This is a genomic window from Streptomyces sp. BI87, from assembly GCF_025957665.1.
GTDB lineage: Bacteria > Actinomycetota > Actinomycetes > Streptomycetales > Streptomycetaceae > Streptomyces > Streptomyces albidoflavus.
This window is the reverse complement of sequence record NZ_CP110079.1, coordinates 2,452,214-2,470,529: the sequence shown is the minus strand read 5'-3', so window position 1 is coordinate 2,470,529 and position 18,316 is coordinate 2,452,214. Positions and strand designations below refer to the sequence as shown.

The following is an 18,316-nucleotide window of genomic DNA, read 5'->3' as shown; positions in this document are numbered from 1 at the left end:
CGCGTTGACAGGACGCTCGCCGAGGCGGGAGTGCCGACACGTGGCGGGAGCCCACGAGGGGCCCCCGCCACGAAGGTCAGCCGAAGCTGAGCTTCGTCGTCCCCCACCCGCTGCCGGCGCTGATCACGGTGACTCCGGCTCCGAGCTGGGTGGCGCCGCCGGCGAAGACCTTGACGCTGCCGTCCGGGGAGAGCGCCCAGATGTCAGGGATGCTGTCGCCTGTCACGTCCGGGGTGCCCCTGAGGAACCGCGTGGGATAGCCCGCCGCCGTCCAGCCGGAGGCGTACGTCTGGTCGCTGCCGGGCCGCGACCCCGCCGAGGTGGCCAGGGAATCGAGGGTGGCGCCGCCGGTGGTCGCCTTCCTGCCGTACCGGATACGAAGGTTGTCCGACTCCGAGCGGAAGAGTAGGTCGGGTACCCCGTCCTTGTCGACGTCTCCGAGGGTCACCAGATCCCGGCTCTCCCAGGCGCTGACGGCGATCTCGTGCGCCGCGACGAAGGAGGCTCCGGTGTATCCGGTGAGGGCCCAGAGGCCGCCTGAGGTGGTGGTGGCGAAGAGGTCGGTGTGCCCGTCGGCGTCGTAGTCCCCGACGATCATCTGGTCGAAGAGGGCGGGGTCGGGGCCGGGAGGCAGCTCCATCAGCTGACGCTGTTCGATGTCGACGCCTCCGTAGCCGTCGCCGCGGTACACGTACAGCTTGCCGTCGGGCATGCGAGCGAAGAGGTCGCCCAGGCCGTCGCCCGGCAGGATGTCGCCGCCGTGGGCGAGCAGGGCGGGCTTGTCGCCGGCCTTCCAGTACCCGGGGGCCAGAGGGTCGCTGCTCTCATCGTCGGCCGGCAGGATCAGCTGGTGCCCCGAGCTGTGGGCTGCCGGCATGCCGCGGTGCAGGTCGCCCTTGTCGTTGGCCGGGTAGAGGTAGAGGTTGCCGGCGCCGTTGATGACGAAGAGGTCGGGGAAGTTGTCGCCCGTCACATCGCCGGGCGTGTCGGCGCTGTCCCTGGGGGTGACGTAGAAGACATAGGCGGTCGGCGTGGAGGTGTTGCCGGCGCTGTCCTTTGCGCAGACGTACAGGATGTTGGGCCCGGCCAAGGGCGGCGAGAGGCTGATCTTCAGTGAGGCGCCGGCCTGGACCGCCTTGGAGGTGGCGCAGGTGCCGGTGTTGAAGGAGTACCCGAAGCTGGTGACGTCCTTGTCCTCGACGGGAGCGAAGGTGAACTCACCAGGATTGCCCAGGGGCTTCACCGACCACACGTCGCCTGCGTCCGTCTCCTCCGGGAAGGCCGTCGAGGTCACCTCGGGTGAGTTGGGGAAGGTGCTGTCGTAGACGAAGCGGCAGGTGGGATCGAGCTCGTCGGTGTTCAGGGGCGCCCATTCCGAGCTAGCGCCGCTCGTGTCCGTCGCTTTGACCCCCCAGGAGTAGGTCCAGCCGTTCTTGAGGTCGGAAACCGGGAAGATCGCCTCGGCGCTGCCCTTGCCCTTGTCGTCGTCCTTGCTGACGCTGACCGTCTTCGACTTGAGCGTGGTGTCGGCGTAGCCGGTGCGCCACAGCTCGAACGTGAGCGACTTGAGGTTCTTGTCGGGGTCGGTGCTCGACGCCGACAGGCGCAGTTCGCGCTTGCCGATGTGAGGGTAGGGGGCGGAACGGTCGCAGGTGGGGCCGGGCGACTGGTCCAGCGCAAAGGGGGTCTTCGGCTTGCGGTTGTAGGTGATCTTGATGTGTGGGGCGTTCTTGCCCTCGGCGCGGAACTTCTTCCAGGCGTACGCGGACTTCTCGTCCCTGGCCTGGAGGCCGATGGTCACCGAGCTCCACCCGCCGTCGGCGGCGTCCTGGACCAGCGACCGGCCGTCGAAGTCGATGTACTCGTCCGGGCACGACGAGTTGTAGCCGTGGGCCACGTCGAGCGCGTCCACCTGCCGCTTCCAGTCCGGCTGGTTGCTCCAGGTCGTCTTGGAGGAGATGGCACCCGTGTGCCAGAGCTCCACCACGCGCCCGTCGCAGGACCATGAGTAGGTTTCCAGCAGGCGGACCGACGCAGCGGAGATCTTGGCGCCCTTGAGGTTCTTGAGGCCGTCGAGCCGGAAGAAGGAGCGCGAGGTGCCCCAGGTGGTCGACTCGAACCCCACCCGGCCCTCGGTCGTACCGGTGTTGTAGTTGGCCCCGTCGTAGAAGCTGGAGTTCTTGAACCGGTCGTACGCCGTTGTCCAGTTCGTGGTCTTCGCGGTGATGGAAGGGTCGATGAAGAGCGGGTACTCCGTCTTCTCGCCCGTCACCAGTCCGCGCGGGGGTGTGACGGTCAGCACGGCGTCGTGGGTGTCCTCGCCGTCGAGTTCCGCCTCGGCCGCCGCGGCGTGAGTGCCGGGGTCGGGACCGGCCAGGCCGGGTAGGTCGAGGATCTGGCGGTCGGTGAGAGAGGGACGGGTCACGAACGCGGCTTCACGTACGGATGCGCCGGCCTCCGGACGCGGCGCCTGCGACCGGTGGGCAGCCGGGTCGACCGGGCCCTCGGAATCGTCGGCGTCCGAGGGCGGCCGGGTGGGCTCCTCGAGATCTCCGTCGTGTGCTCCGCCGGGACTGGGTGACTCGTCCGTCTCCGGTGCCTGCGTGGGGTCGGGGAGTGGGTCGGGTTCCGGGTCGCTGCCCTCCGTGACGGCCAGGGTGCCCGCCGAGTCCCAGGCGAAGGGGGTGGGGCTGACCGCCAACTCGTCTCCGTCCCGGTCCACGGCTGTCACCACATCGGTCTTGGCATCGTGACGGAAGACCAGTTCGTCGGAGGTCAGCCGGTAGGGGAGGCTGAGAAGCTCCGGACTGGTGGCGGCGCGTTCGGTGTGGACCACCAGGACGTGGTTGAAGCCCCCGTCCCGCGCGGTGAGCAGCAGATCGGTCTCGGGGAGGATGTTCCGGTAGAGCGCGCGAGAGCCCTCGATCACCGGCTCGGGCACGTCCCCGGGCCAGCTGAGGACCAGTTCGTGCCCGTCGGTGACCAGGCGAACCAGTTCGGTGAAGCGGGAAGGGTCCTCCGCCGTGGCCGTCCGGGAAGTGGTGCTCGCTCCCGTCGTGCGGCGCAACACGGCGGACGAGGTGGTACCGAGGTCGCTCCGGCCGGTGGAGACCTGGTCCGTCTCCGAGGCCCGTCCTCCGTTCGAGAAGACCACGGGCGCGGTGGAAGCAACCGGGGCCCAGCCCTTTTCGGTCCGCCGCAGGGTGGTGTCGATGGAGCGCCACCGGCCATCGACCCGAGCGCGTACCGGTGCGGCGTGGCTGACCAGTTCGAAGCTGCGGTTCGGCAACGCGTAGGTGGTGCTCGTCTCGGTGCGAGCGGCCGTCACCTCGACACGTTTACCGCTGCGTACGGCCTTCTCCTGAGCCCTGTCCTCCGGCAGGCCGGCTTCCTGTGCACCGTGCTCAGCCGACGCGGCGGTGTCGCGGTCCTGGGCGTCGGTCCACAGCAGAGTCCCCACGGCAAGGGCGGCTGCCGTCACTCCGGCCACGGCGGCGGCCGCTCGGCGGCGACGCGTGCGGCGCCTCGGTTCCGGTGTCTCCACGTTCTCGTTCCCTGCCCCTCGTGAGTAGTGGCAGACGCGTCGAGGAGGTACGCCGGGCGCCGCCGTCACACCTGCGAAGCCCAAGTGAAGCTTTGGAAAAGCCACCGGCCAGGTGAAAGCACGAACGAAGGATGACGTACGGGCCCCCGTCCCGCCACCGGCCTGAATTCGGGAAAGCCTGTCGAGGAGGCAACCGGGTCGGTTGTTCTGCCTCTTCCGGGGTGTCGCGAAGGGCGGAAAAGGGTGCCTCGGGGAAGCCCCAGGATTTCCCGGTGGATCGTTTCAGGGGAATTTGCTCCGTATGCGTACCGTCCGAAGAGGCCATTTTGACCTGGTAGAACAGCCGCTGTGTGACCTCGTGGGAGATGGGCGCCTCTGTCTCGGTGGCGCCCTTCCTGCTGTTTGCAGGAGCATGATCCACTGTTGCCCTGAACATCCTGTGAACCAAGTCACGTAACTCTCTGCCGAGTTGACGTGACGTCGGGTCTCTCCGCAAGATTCCGCTCATCAATCGGGGAGCGGTGGACCCTCAGAATCCGTTTTTCTGACCCCTGCCGAATCGCAGGGGGCTGTGAAAGCCGTGTGGAGATCAGTTCTGCGCAGCGCGCGTGCCACGTCGAGACGACGTCAGGCGCGGCGGAACCGTGACGGCTTCCGCGGCCCGAGGCTCGCCCTTGTGGCCGCGATCTTCCTCTCCCTGATGGTCGGGGCGGTCCCGCTCGCCGCCGCAGCGCCCCCGGACCGTGACCGCAGCGGTGTCGAGCTGGTCGATCTCCCCGAGGACGTGCCCCAGGAGGCGGCCGAGGAAAACCGCCTCACCGAGCTCACCACGGGCAACATCGACCCCGAGGACGAGTTCGACCCCCAGGCGGTGGCGGAGCCCGCGGGCGGCCAGGTGGTCGAGGAGCTGTCGGACATCGCGCCGGGGGAGCTCGTCCCCCTCGGGGACCTCCCCATCGCGGTGGGCGCCCCCGAGGACGCGTCCGCCGAGGCCACCGAGGCGCTGGAGGGGGAGTGGCAGGCGGCCCTGGCCTCACCCGAGGAGGTCGCCGCGACCGAGATCCAGGGTCTCGTCTTCTCCGTGAACCCTCCCGCCGAGGCGTCCGGCGAGGTCGTGGTCTCGCTGGACTACACGGAGTTCGCGGAGCTGTACGGCGCTGCCTGGGCGGATCGCCTGGACCTGACCCGCCTGCCGTCCTGCTTCCTCGAGACCCCCGAGGTGGAGGCCTGCACCGAGCCCGCGGACGTCAGCACCGATCAGAGCGTCACCCCCAAGGCCGGTGACGCCCCCACCGACGGCAAGCTCGACGGCACCCGGCGGATCACGGCCACGCTCGACGTCGCCGAACTCACCGACGACGGCACTCCCACACCCAGCCCGGCCGTCTCCCACACGTCCGGCGCCACCACCGACGCGCTCTTCCGCCCGCGCACCGGCGACGGCATGGCCTTGACCTCGCTGCGTCAGGCGGCGGCCACGAACACCCAGGCCGGGACCGTGCTGATGGCCACCTCCAAGGGCAGCGGCTCGCAGGGTGACTTCGCCGCCACCCCGCTGGCGAGCGCCGGCTCCTGGTCGGCGGGCGGCTCCTCGGGCGCCTTCACGTACGGCTACACGCTGAACACCCCGGTCGTACCGGGCGGCCCCTCGCCGAGCCTCTCGTTCAACTACAACTCGCAGGGCGTCGACGGCCGTACCTCGGCCACCAACAACCAGGCCTCATGGATCGGCGACGGCTGGGAGTACAACGCCGGGTCCATCAGCCGGACGTACCGCTCGTGCCGCGACGACGCGAAGGACGGCAACAACGAGAAGCGGAAGACCAGCGACCTCTGCTGGGCCTCCGACAACGCCGTTCTCACCCTCGGCGGCAACACCACCGAGCTGGTGAAGGACGACGACGAGAAGTCCGACATCTGGGTCACGGCCAACGGCGACGGCAGCAAGGTCGAGCTCCGCAAGAACAGCGGCTACGCCAACGGGGACGCCGACGGTGAGCACTGGGTCGTGACCACCCGGGACGGTACCGAGTACTGGTTCGGCCGTAACCGGCTGCCCGGCTGGAAGGACGGCGACCAGGCCACCAACTCGGTGCTCACCGCGCCGGTGGCCGGCAACCACCCCGACGAGCCCTGCTACAAGGCGGCCTTCGCCGACTCCTTCTGCGCCCAGGCGTGGCGCTGGAACCTCGACTACGTCGTCGACGTGCACGACAACGCCATGGCTCTCTACTGGAAGCAGGAGACGAACCACTACGCCAAGAACAACGCCTTCAAGAAGGCGGTCCCGTACGACCGGGGCGGCTATCTGGAGCGCATCGACTACGGCCTGCGCGTCGACGACGACAAGGTGTACGGCAAGGCCCCGCTGTCCCGGGTGACCTTCCGGACCGAGGAGCGCTGCTTCAAGGAGTCCGACGTCACCTGCACGGACGCCAACTTCAGCTCGGGGCACCACTACAAGAACCGCATCTGGTACGACACCCCGGCCGACCTCTACTGCAAGGGCGGCAGCGCCGAGTGCTACGTACCGGTGCCCACCTTCTGGTCCCGGAAGCGTCTGGAGCAGGTCACCACCTACACCCAGCGCACCAAGGGGTCGACCGAGCTCTCCAAGGTCGACAGCTGGACGCTGCACCAGTCCCTGCCGCCCCACCTCACGGATGAGGGGACCGCCCTCTGGCTCGACTCCATCACCCGCATCGGCTACGACACCGCGGGGGAGCCCGACTCCCTCAACCCGATCGAGTTCGTGGGCAACCAGGAGTCGATGCCCAACCGCGTTCGCCTCGGCGCCGCCGACAAACGGCCCGACTTCGACCGCCGCCGGATCGAGCGGATCGTCAACGAGTACGGCGGCGAGACCCTCGTCTCGTACCGGAGCCCACGCGGCCCCTGCCAGACCGGCGAGGGCCTGCCCGCACCGGAGAAGAACACGGGGCTGTGCTACCCCGTGTACTGGCATCCGGACCCCGACAAGGCCGACGAGACGCTCTCCTGGTTCCACAAGTACGTGGTGGACACCGTCGAGGAGAAGCCCAACATCGCCGGCAGCCCGAGCGAGTTCACCAGGTACGAGTATCTCGGGGACGGCGGCGGCTGGGCCTTGAACCAGGCGGAGTTCTCCAAGAAGAAGACCCGCACGTACGACCAGTGGCGCGGCTTCGGCCTCGTCCGCACCCTCACGGGCGCCGACAGTGGCAGCGGCTACACGGCGACGCAGGCCGGTATGACCGAAACCGTCTTCTTCCGCGGGATGGACGGCGATCCGCTGCCCGGTGAGAACAAGTCCCGCGAGGCCGTCGTCAAGGACGCCGAGAACGGGACGATCGCCACCGATCACCTCGCCTACCAGGGACGCGTCGCCGAAACCCGCACGTACACCAAGGCGGGCGGCACACTGCTCACCCGCACGGTGGACAGACCCTCCAGCCCGCAGGTGCTGGCCACCCGCAAGCGCGACGGCGGCATCCCTGCGCTGAGGGCGTACCGCGTCCTCGCGGCCGGAACGGACACGGTCACCCGGTACTCCGGCAAGAGCGGAGACGAGACCGACGCCTGGCGGACTGTCTCCACCCGCACCGCCTACGACGACACCTACGGTCTCCCCGTCTCCACCGAGTTCCTCGGGGACACGGCGCGCACCGGCGACGAGAGCTGCACGGTCAACACCTACGTACACAACACCGGCGCGCACCTGATCGGCCTGTCCGCCCAGTCCCTGACGACCGCCGGGACCTGCGACAAGCCGGGCGAGTGGGTTTCCGGCTCCCGCGTGGCCTACGACAAGCGCGCTTTCCAGGACGCCCCCACCAAGGGCCAGGCCACCATGACCTGGACCATCAACGCCGCGGGCGACAACTGGAACCCCAGCGGCACCGTCACCTACGACTCCCTGGGACGCCCCACCGCGGCGGAGGACGCGCTCAAGAACACCTCCACCACCACGTACACCCCCGCCTCGGGCCAGGTCTACGAGGTCAAGACCGCCAACGCGCTCGGCCACACCACCACCACCGAGATCGAGCCCGGCCGGGGCGTCGCCCTCCGGGAGACGGACGCCAACGGCCGGACCACCGCCTACACCTACGACGCCCTCGGCCGCACCACCGAGGCGTGGGCACCCAGCCAGCCCCGCACCGAGGACCCCTCGGTGAAGTTCACCTACGACATCTCGCAGGGCAACCCGGTCAACGTCACCACCTCAGCGCTGAACAACGAGGGCACCTACGACCGCAGCGTCGTCTTCTACGACGGCCTGGGCCGCGAACGCCAGACCCAGATTCCCGCGGTCGGCGAGGGACGGCTGATCACCGACACCCTCTACAGCGCCAACGGCACCGTCCGGCAGTCCAACAACGCCTACTACGCCACTGGCGACCCCGACGGCGTGATGTTCGACCCGAAATCGGACTCCGAGGTCCAGAACGCCACGCTGTACTCCTACGACGGCCTGGGCCGCGTCCTGACCGAGACGCCGTACCTCAACGGCAAGGCCGAGCCCTCCAAGGCCGTGCATGTCGTCCGAGGCTACGACCACACCACCGTCGTCGAGCCGAAGGGCGCCGCAACCCAGCGAACCTGGAGCGACGCGCTCGGCCGCACCGTCCGGGTGGACACCTTCACCGACGAGGCGCGCACCAAGTTCCGCAGCTCGACCTATGAGTTCGACGCCCGCGGCAACCAGGTCAAGGCCACCGACGCCGGTGGCAACTCCTGGAGCTGGGACTTCGACGCACGGGGCCGCCAGACCAAGTCCGTCGACCCGGACACCGGCACGAGCACCACCACCTACGACGTTCTGGACCGCCCGGTCAGCACCACCGACAGCCGGGGCAACACCGTCTGGACCAAGTACGACGCCCTTTCGCGGCCGGTCGAACAGCGCCGCGACAACCCGCTCGGGGAACGCCTCACCGCCGCGACCTACGACGCCGTGGGCGCCCTCGGCCTGCCCGCGTCCAGCACCCGCTACACCGACGGCCTCGCCCACACCTCGACCGTCACCGGCTACACCACCGACTACCAGCCGCTCGGCGAGAAGCTCTCCCTCCCGCCGCTGGTCGCGCAGAAGTACGGGCTCCAGGAGACGTACACCCACACCTACGAGTACGCCAGGAACGGCCTGCTCAAGTCGACCACCCTGCCCGCGGCCGGCACCTTCGGCGCGGAGAAGGTGATCACCCGGTACAACAAGGACGGTCTGCCGGTCTCCACCTCAGGAGAGAACTGGTACGCGGCAGACACCACGTACAGCCCTTGGGGGCAGGTGCTGCGCACCGCCTCCGGTGAGAACCCCTCCCGAGTCTGGACCACGCAGCTCTTCGATGCGGCGACCGGCGAACTGACCCGTCAGGTGGTCGACCGCGAGTCGACCACCGACACCACCGCCGTCACGGGCCACCGGGTCAACTCCCGCTACTACAACTACGACGACGCGGGCAACGTCCGGCAGATCACCGACTACTCCGGCGGACGCACCGACCGCCAGTGCTACGCCTACGACCCGATCGGCCAGCTCACCGAGGCGTGGACCTCGCCCAACGACGGCTGCCGCGCGACGGGCAAGACCGAGCGCATCCCGGACTACGGCGACGGAACAGTCAACGTCACCGCGGACAACAACGGTTACTGGAACTCCTACCGGTACGACGCCGTCGGCAACCGCACCGAGCTGGTCAACCACGACCCCGCACTCAACGCCGCCAACGACACCCGCACCACCTACCGGTACGGCACCGAGGACGGCAAGCGCCCGCACACCCTCTCCGCCTCCACCTCGACCCTCACCAAGGACAACGGCGTCCGCATCACCGAGGAGTCGACCTACGACTACGACGCCGGCGGCAACACCACCGCACGCCGTCAGGGCGGCGACGAACAGGCCCTCGCCTGGACCTGGGACGGTCAGATCGAGAAGATCACCGGCTTCGGGGCCTCAGGCGAAGGCGCCTTCGTCAACACGGCGAGCGGCATGTGCCTGGATCTGACCTCCGGCCTCACCAACGCGGGCACCGCCCTCCAGGCATACGGCTGCAACGGTGCCAAGGGCCAGAAGTTCCGCATCGAGGCCGCCGACGCCAAGGCCGACCCGGCGACCGGCCAGCTCAAGGTGGTCGGCCGGTGCGCCCAGCCGACCAAGAGCGGCACGAGCGCGGGCACGCTGGTCGTGATCGCCCCGTGCTCCTCGGCCACCGCCTCCCAGCAGTGGACGGCGACCTCGACCGGCGCCCTGAAGCACGTCGCCTCCGGCCTGTGCCTCACAGTGCCCGGCACCAACCCGGCCGTCGGCACCGACATGGTCCTCGGCGCCTGCTCGGGCACCGGCTCCGTCTGGGCACCCGCCGACACCACCACGTACATCTACGGCCCCGGTGGCCAGCGGCTGCTGTCCGTCTCGGCCGGCCAGAACGTCCTCCACCTCGGCTCCACCACCGTCGCCACCACGGCGTCCAAGGCTCCCTCCTACACCGAGCGCTACTACTCGCAGCCGGGCGCGCCCACCGTGATGCGCCACGCCGAGGGCGGTGCGGAGGCCACGCTCTCCGCGCAGGTGCAGGACAACACGGGCAGCGCCTACGTCAGCGTCGGCCTCCAACAGGGCAACCAGGTCCAGTTCTCCCTGCGCGACCCCTTCGGCGTCGAACGCACCGAGGACTCCCGCTGGCGCTCGCACCGCGGTTTCGTGGGCGGCAACGACGACGACGCGGCCGGCCTGACCCACCTGGGCGCCCGGATGTACGACCCGTACACCGGACGCTTCCTGTCGGCCGACCCGATCCTCGACCTGGCCGACCCCGTCCAGATGAACGGGTACGTCTACGCCGAGAACAACCCGGTCACCTACTCCGACCCCAGCGGTCTCTCCTCGGGCATCGACGCGTCCGACTACTACGACGGGCCTTCGGCCTCGGCGGTCAGCGACGCCAAGGCCACCATGGGCACCACGATGTGGGACATCATTCTGTCCAACGGGTGGGCCGTGCTCGGCGAGTTCATCGGGTGGGGTGACATCAAGGCATGCTTCGGGCGCGGGGATCTGTGGGCGTGCGGAAGCATGGTCATCTCGGCCATTCCCATCGGAAAACTCGGGAAGATCCCTGCCGTCTGGAAGGCGATCGAGCGGATCGACGCGGCCATCGGCGCGTGGCGGGTGGCGCAGCGGGCGGCGAAGCAGCTGCTCGCCGCGGCAGAGCGGGCCCGGGTCGCCGCGGAGAAGGCGGCGGCCGCGGCCAGAGCCGCCGCGAAGAAGGCGGCCCAGGCGGCCAAGAAAAGGGCGGCCGAGGCAAGGGCCGCCGCGACCCGCGCGGCCAAGGAAGCCCAGAAGAAAACCGGTAACGCCGTCCAGAAGGCGGCCAAGACCAACGCGACCAAGACCGCGGCCAAGACCCAGTCCACGACGGCCCGTAAACAGTCCAAGGGCGACGACAGCTCAGGCCCGGGCAAGAACAGGAAGCCCGACGAGCACGAGGGCGCTTCTGAGGGCGGCTCCTGCCCCATCAACAAGACCGACAACAGCTTCACCCCCGGCACGGCCGTGATGATGGCCGACGGCACCACGAAGCCCATCGAGGACGTCGCCATCGGCGACACCGTCCTGACCACCGACCCGGAGACCGGCGAGACCTCCCCGCAGAAGGTCACCGCCACCATCACCGGCAAGGGCACCAAGCACCTCGTCGACATCACCCTGCACACGACCGACCCCGAGTCCGAGGCGGAAACGGAGTCCGGCACCAAGTCCGCCGGCGGAAAGGGCCCCGCCCCGACCACCCTCACGGCCACCGACGGCCACCCCTTCTGGGTCCCCCAGCTGGACACCTGGATCGACGCGGCCGACCTCAACACCGGCCAGTACCTCCAGACCTCCGCCGGCACCCGCATCCAGATCACCGCGATCACCCAACGCACCACCCAGGCCACCGTCCACAACCTGACGGTCGCGGGGACGCATACGTATTATGTGGTGGCGGGGACTGCGCCGGTTCTGGTTCACAATTGCGGTAGCGTCTACCGCGGGGAGTCTCGTTCGCCTGAAGAAATCCAAGCTGATGGAGGTTTCACTCCGCAAGCCCCGGGTTCCAGCACCACCCTTTACGAATATGTAGTGAAAAACTCCCCTAGCAACTTTGTGAGCACTTCCAAGCATGCCAACACCGCTGCAACGTTCCCCGCAGGAGGGAACGCTGGTCTCTACGTATATGAGATCAGAATGTCAGGTGGCATTGATGTGAATGCGCGGCTAGGGCCTGGGGTCAATCCCAACGCGCACGAAGCGGAAGTGGCATTCGAGGGTGGAATACCCTGGAGTGCGGTATCTCGTGTCTGGATGAGGGACCCTGAGACGGGGGACATCGATTTTGATTTCGACGATCCGATTTGGGAGAGAAAGTGACACGCTCCTCCAGGGGAGGATGAGGCTCCTGTGAGCAATTTTCGCTTCGGTGAGGATATTACGGTCTGCGATACAGAGCGGCTCGAAGCCTTCTTGATGGATCGAACCGATCGTATAGCCCGAGCTGATCGCGGATCCGATGAGCGCATGGTGGCGCGTTCCGTCAGAGCCGCCCTTCGGCAGCACGTTGTCACGATTCAGCACTGCTTCTCATTCCCTGCGGAAGGCGCCGGCCCCCAGGAGCTGATTCGATGGAAGGTGATGCTTTCGTGGAATTCTCTTTGCGTCCTGGCCTCTCCGTGGCTGGGTCACGAAGGCTATGACCGTGAGAGGTGGACATCGGTCAAAACTTGGGGGCGTCCAGTCGGCACGAGTCGAAGTGAATGAGGGCGTCGATCGTGCGGGGATGGTCTCTGTCGAATTCAACTCTGAGGGACGGAAAACTGGCCTGCTTCAGCGGTGAGTTCGACTCGATCCTTGACCTGTAGGGCGTTGTGTCATTTCGTCCCGGTTCGGCCTAGGGTATCGGAAAGTCGTTCTTGAGCCAGCTCCGTATCGCTTCCCATGGTGGTCGGAGGGCCGCCTGTCCAGCCGCGCTTCTGGATGCCCCGATCGCTCAGAGTGGTTGACCCCTTGCCCACCACCACATGGGGGCGTGGCTGAGGTACAGCTCGCGCCCTCCTGCCCGCCTCCCCAGTCGCCAGAAGGGGTGTGTGGGTCAAGGGCTGCTTACGGTTGGCGGCCGCCTGCCTGGTCTTGAGGGGAGACCGTTCTCTGTAGCGCCTTGCGTGGTGTGGAACGGATGACGAAGGCGGATTCGAGGCGCCGCCGCCAGGGGCTCCCCTTGCGGCGGTGCGCGCGTGCTCGAGGAGGCGGAGCAGGGCCCATGCCAGGCCGATCACCAGGGCCAGGACGAGGATTCCGAGGACTGTGGCGAGTCCGGGTGGGAGGTCCGCGACCTGCTCGACTCGGTGCCGGATGTTCATTGCCCTCCGTCAGCCGAGCAGGGCCAACTGTGCCCGTACCAGAGTCTCCGGTACGGCCGGCGGCTTGGTCGAGTCTCCCGCTGTGGCCTCGGTGCGGAAGGTGGCGATGACCGCTCCCTTACGGGCCACCACGAACGTGACGGGTCCTGCGGTGTCGAGGGTCGCCGTCAGGGACATGACCTCGTCGGCGCCTGAGGGGGCGAGGGCGCGGGTGATGTCCGTGACCTTGGTGCGGCCGTCGGGGGCGTTGTAGGTGAAGCCTTGGGCGCAGGTGTCGGTGGCCGTACCCAGTGCGGCGGTGGCCGTGGTGGCCTCGTCGGCCTTGTAGGCGGCCAACACGGTGGTGACCGTGACCTTGTCGGCTTCGGAGTCCTTGCCGGTGTTTCCCCGCCAGTTGTAGCCCGCCGTGGCTTCCGGCGTGCCCAACGCTGATCCCGCCACCAGTCGGGCCAGGGGAGTGCAGGGTTCGTCCGTGGTGCGGACCTTGTCGCCGGGCAGGGGGTGGTGGGCCGGGCCTTTGAGGATGCGGCCTTCGCCGAGGTCGGCCTGGTTGAGGGTCGCGCCCTGCAGATGGGCCTGCGAAGGGGCGGCCGCTTCACCGAAAGGGTCGACCGCAGCGGAGGGGAGAGGTTCCGCACGTCGGGTCTGGGAGTCGGAAGAGGCGGTGGCCTGGTCCGTCGTGGCGTCGGGGCCGGACGTCGTGCAGCCCGTCACGGGGAGGGCGCAGAGCAGTACGCCGGTCAGGGCGCGAGCGGGGAGGGTGAGGCGCATGGCGGGGTCGGTCTCGCAATCTGCCGCACGTGAAGGCGCGTTCGTCCGGTGACGGACGCCCGCGGACCGGAGGGCCGCCTCGGTTGGTTCGGTTCGGCGGTCAGATCATACGGACGGATCCCCCCGAACTCCGTCCCCCCGATCCCCCCACGCCCCCGCCCCGCCCCCACCGCGCCCCACCCCGTCCGACTGCCCGTCACTCCGCAGGGCAGGATGCCTCTGGGATTGGGACGGAAGCAGGGCTGGGCGAGAGAAGGGTGTGCGTGGTGACGGTGCGGCGGTACGGGATGGTGGGGCTCGCGGTCGGGGCGCTGCTGTGGAGTGCGGGGTGTGGGCTCGGGGAGCCGTCGACCGGGAGTGACGGGGCCGGCGGCGAGGGTGCCAAGGGCGGGGCTGCCGCCGGGACGGCGCTGGCGGCGCTGGAGACGTCGACCGTCAAGGAAGAGGGGAGCAAGGACGGGTACGGGCGGGAGCGGTTCGGGTCGGCGTGGGCCGACGTGGACGGGAACTCCTGCGGTACGCGGGACGACATCCTCAAGCGGGACCTCGCCGAGGTGGAGTACAAGGACGGCGACGACTGCGTGGTGGCGTCGGGGGTGTTGAAGGACGACCCCTACTCGGGGGAGGACGTGGAGTTCCGGCGCGGGGCCAGCAAGGTGGACATCGATCACCTGGTCTCGCTCTCCGACGCCTGGAAGAAGGGGGCGTCCGAGTGGGAGCCGGCCAAGCGCATAGCCTTCGCCAACGATCCGCTCAACCTCCTCGCGGTCAACGCGAGCCCCAACCGCGCCAAGGGTGACGGCGACGCCGCGAAGTGGCTGCCGCCGAACAAGACGTACCGGTGCGCGTATGTCGCCGGGCAGGTGGCGGTGAAGAAGAAGTACGAGCTGTGGGTGACCGCCGGGGAGCGGGACGCGATGCGGACCATCCTCGACGGCTGCCCGGAGGAGAAGCTGCCGGAGGGGGACGCGCCCACCGAGGCGCCGGACCGTTTCAGCGCGAAGTAGCAGGGGGCCCAGGGGCCTTCGGCAGAGCGGCCCGGGCCGGAGCGGCACCGCATGACGGTGCTCGCTCCGGCCCGCCCGGCGGCGGGCCCGGCGCGGCGACCGCCGCCCGGGGCGTCGACGCGGCCGGCGCCGGCGCCGCCCTCGGCCGCAACCTCCCCCTGCTGCGCCCCGACCCGGACGCCGGTGCAGGGGCTGCACGACGGGCTGACGGGACCGGCACTCCCGCCCTCCTGAGCCGAACATGTCACACCTCGTCACCAGGAGGACAACGGTTCCGTACAACGGGGTCCGGCCTGCGGCGGCGGGTGTATACGCTCGGACCCGCACGCGCGTCCGGCGCGGCCCACGATCTTCAGGGAGCAGGACATGCACAGCACCTACCCGGCGGCCCCGAAGCCTCAGGGTCCGTCCAGGGAGGCCCGCGTCTGGCTCCGGGTGCTGTTCACCGCTATGGCCGTGATGAGCTGCGGGTTCTTCGCCTTCGGCGCCCTGATACGCCTGGCCTGCCTGACCCGCAGGCCCAGGGACTGGGTGCTGACGGGGATCTCCGCCACCTGTACCTTCCTGGCGATCGGGATGATGCCCGACGGCGACGACAGCACGACCATCCTGGACGACCTGGCGGTGGGGCTCATCCTGCTCAACATGGTCTCCGTCGTCACGTACTACCTCACGGCCGACATCCGCCACGACCGGAAGGTCTACGGCACCGCCCACCCCGGCGTCCCAGGGCCGCACCTCGCCGGCCCGTACCCGCCGCACGGCGTCACCCGCCCCGCCACCGCTCCCCTCCAGCACCACCCGTACCCCCAGCCCCCGCACCAGCCGCACCCCCAGCAGCACTACACCCCGCCGACCGCGCCCACCGGCGTCGGCGACGCCTGGGCCCGGCCGCAGACGGGGCCCGCGCCCACCCCGGCCGGGCCGCGCCCCGCGCCCGGCACACCGCCGCCCGGCGGTCCCGCCCGTATCGACCAGGTCCGGGCCGAGCTGGACGAACTCAGCGCCTACCTACGGGACTCCGGCGGCGGCCAGCAGGGTGACGGCCGGGGCAACGGCTCGCAGGAGGGCCCCCGTTGAGCGGGCGGGTCATCGCCGGCCGGTACGAACTCTCCACCCTCATCGGCCAGGGCGGCATGGGCCAGGTGTGGACCGGGTACGACCAGCGGCTCGACCGGCGCGTCGCCGTCAAGCTGCTGCGGCCCGACCGGGTCGCCGGGGCCGAGGCCGAGGAGCTGCGGCGCCGCTTCGTGCGGGAGTGCCGGGTCACCGCCCAGGTCGACCACCCCGGCCTGGTCACCGTGCACGACGCGGGGACCGAGGGCGAGGAGCTGTACCTCGTCATGCAGTTCGTGGACGGCGCCGACCTCGGCGACCACCTCGCCGAGCACACCCCCTACCCGTGGGAGTGGGCCGTCTCGGTCGCCGCCCAGCTCTCCGCCGTGCTCTCCGCCGTGCACGCCGTGCCGATCGTCCACCGCGACCTCAAGCCGCGGAACATCATGATCCGGCAGGACGGCACCGTCACCGTCCTCGACCTCGGCGTCGCCTCCGTCATGGACAGCGACACCACCCGCCTCACCCACACCGGCTCGCCCATCGGCAGCCCCGCCTACATGGCCCCCGAACAGGCCATGGGCGGCGCCGTCGGCCCGTACACCGACCTGTACGCGCTCGGCATCGTCCTCTACGAACTCCTCAGCGGGACCGTGCCGTTCGACGGGAACACCGTCCTCGGCGTCCTCCACCGCCACCTCTACGAGGCGCCGCTGCCGCTCGGCCGGCTGCGCCCAGGGCTGCCCGACGGGCTCGAACCGCTCGTCATGCGGCTGCTCGCCAAGGAGCCCCAGGACCGCCCCGGCTCCGCCCAGGAGGTCTACCAGGCGCTCGCCCCGCTGCTGCCGCCCCGCGGCATTCCGCGCGGCACCCCGCTCGACCCGGCCCGGCCCTTCCTGCGCCCGCACGCCCCCTGGCCCGACCACCCGCTGGCCCCCGCCCCCCGGCCCGACCGGCCTCCGGCCGCGCCCGCCGGGGGCGAGGGCGCCGATGTCGCCACCGCCGTGGACGACGTCAAGCGGCTGCTCGGCGAGGGCCGCATCACCCAGGCCGTCGACATCCTCGGCGCGATCCTGCCCACCGCCGCCCGGCAGCACGGCGAGCACTCGGCGGTCGTCCGCACTCTGCGCAAGCAGTACGCCGCCACCCTGCTCGACGACGGCCAGTACCGCCGCGCCCTGCCCGAACTGCGCCGCCTCGCCGACGAGTACGCCGCCGAGGCCGGCACCGCCGACCCGCGCTCCCTCCAGTTCCGCTACGAGGCCGCCCAGTGCCTCGAACAGCTCGGCGAGCCCGCCGCCGCCCTGGCCGAATACCGCGCCCTGCTCCCGTACTTCGAGAACCAGTACGTCAGCACCGACCGGGACCTGCCGCTGGAGGTCCGCCGCCGCATCGGCCACCTGCTGCTCGCCCTCGGCGACCGCCCGGCCGCCCAGGACACCCTGCTCCGCCTGCTCCACGACGCCGAACAGCGGTACGGGCCCGGCCACCCGCTCCCCGCCGAGGTGCGCCGCACGCTGCACTGGCTCGGCCTGGTCTGAGCCGGGCACCCGGCCGCGAGCGGCGGCGGGGGACAGGCAGGAACCGGACACGCGGGGAATCGTTGCTCCCGACAGTGGCCCAGATCACGCCGACTGCCTACGATCGATCTTCGCAAGGACGTCCGGACCGTCAGGTCGTGTATGCCGTGCATGTCGTCAGGTCGTAGGTCGTCAGGTCGCCCCATCGTCCCCGCACCGCCGAACGATCCCGCCGGGAGGCTCCCTTTGCACCGCCGCCGTCGCACCTCGCTCGCCCTCATGGCCGCCACCCTGCTCGCGGCCCCGCTGCTGTCCGCCTGCGGCGCCGACGCCCGGCCCGGCGCCGCCGCCGTGGTCGGGGGCGAGCGCATCACCGTCGCCCAGCTGGAGGCCCAGGTCGGCCAGGTCCGCGACGCCCAGGTCGCCGTCCTCGGCGAGGAGGGGTACGCGGACGCCCTCGACCAGCAGTGCTCCGCCGCCCGCCAGGCCGAGTTCCAGCAGCGCGACGAGGCCGCCGCGAAGGGCGAGAAGGTCGTCGAGGGCCGCGAGACCTGCGCCCCCGACCGCTCCACCCTCGCCGGGATGATCAGCGAGCGCGTCGTGAAGGCGGCCGCCGACGAGGCCGGGATCAGCCTCACCCGCAAGGACCTCCGCGAGCGCCGCGCCCAGCTCCAGGAGCAGACCGGCGGCACCGCCGAGCAGCTGGAGGAGGCGTACCTGCGGACGTACGGCATCCCGGCCGCCCGCATCGACGACCACCTCGCCTACCAGCTCCGCCTCGACGGGCTCCGCCAGAAGTACGCGCCCGGCACCTCGCCCGAGCAGGCCGACACCCAGGTCCGCGAGGAGCTGGTGAAGACCGCCGAGAAGCTCGGCATCGACATCAGCCCCCGCTACGGCGCCTGGGACGGCGAACAGCTCCTCATGGTCACCGGCTCCGACCCCTGGCTCAGCTCCGACCCGCGCCGCCTCGGCGAGGAGAAGGCCCAGGCCCGCTCCGAGACCCAGAGCGAGGGCCTCCCGGCGCTCTGACCGGC

Annotated in this window: 7 protein-coding genes; 5 read left to right on the top strand and 2 right to left on the bottom strand. The window is 69.9% G+C overall.

The annotated features are described in order from the left end of the window. Positions 1–76: 76 nt before the first annotated feature. Entirely contained in the window at positions 77–3,328 is a 3,252-nt protein-coding gene (locus OIM89_RS10575) for a DNRLRE domain-containing protein (protein ID WP_157877559.1), read from the bottom strand. A gap of 892 nt (positions 3,329–4,220) precedes the next feature. Between OIM89_RS10575 and OIM89_RS10570 the strand changes: the two genes are divergently transcribed. After that, positions 4,221–11,939: an RHS repeat-associated core domain-containing protein gene (locus tag OIM89_RS10570; protein ID WP_264491180.1), complete on the top strand. Its 7,719-nt coding sequence runs from the start codon at positions 4,221–4,223 to the stop codon at positions 11,937–11,939. 995 nt (positions 11,940–12,934) lie between these two features. Here the strand turns inward: OIM89_RS10570 and OIM89_RS10565 are convergent. Then, positions 12,935–13,696 carry a hypothetical protein gene (locus tag OIM89_RS10565; protein ID WP_030307900.1) on the bottom strand — a complete coding sequence of 254 codons (762 nt, stop codon included), beginning with the start codon at positions 13,694–13,696 and terminating at the stop codon, positions 12,935–12,937. 287 nt (positions 13,697–13,983) lie between these two features. Between OIM89_RS10565 and OIM89_RS10560 the strand changes: the two genes are divergently transcribed. The 4 genes from OIM89_RS10560 to OIM89_RS10545 all read left to right on the top strand — a co-directional run bounded on the left by OIM89_RS10560 (position 13,984) and on the right by OIM89_RS10545 (position 18,311). Continuing rightward, positions 13,984–14,703, top strand: a complete 720-nt coding sequence (locus OIM89_RS10560) for an HNH endonuclease family protein (protein ID WP_264491781.1) — start codon at positions 13,984–13,986, stop codon at positions 14,701–14,703. Between the two features lie 366 nt (positions 14,704–15,069). Continuing rightward, positions 15,070–15,783, top strand: a complete 714-nt coding sequence (locus OIM89_RS10555) for a hypothetical protein (RefSeq protein WP_030698675.1) — start codon at positions 15,070–15,072, stop codon at positions 15,781–15,783. Beyond that, a complete protein-coding gene (locus OIM89_RS10550) occupies positions 15,780–17,300 on the top strand; it encodes a serine/threonine-protein kinase (protein WP_030698676.1) in 1,521 nt (506 codons plus the stop codon). Before OIM89_RS10555 ends, OIM89_RS10550 begins: the two co-directional genes overlap by 4 nt. A 225-nt stretch (positions 17,301–17,525) precedes the next feature. After that, positions 17,526–18,311 carry a hypothetical protein gene (locus OIM89_RS10545; protein ID WP_030698677.1) on the top strand — a complete coding sequence of 262 codons (786 nt, stop codon included), beginning with the start codon at positions 17,526–17,528 and terminating at the stop codon, positions 18,309–18,311. Positions 18,312–18,316 lie beyond the last annotated feature (5 nt).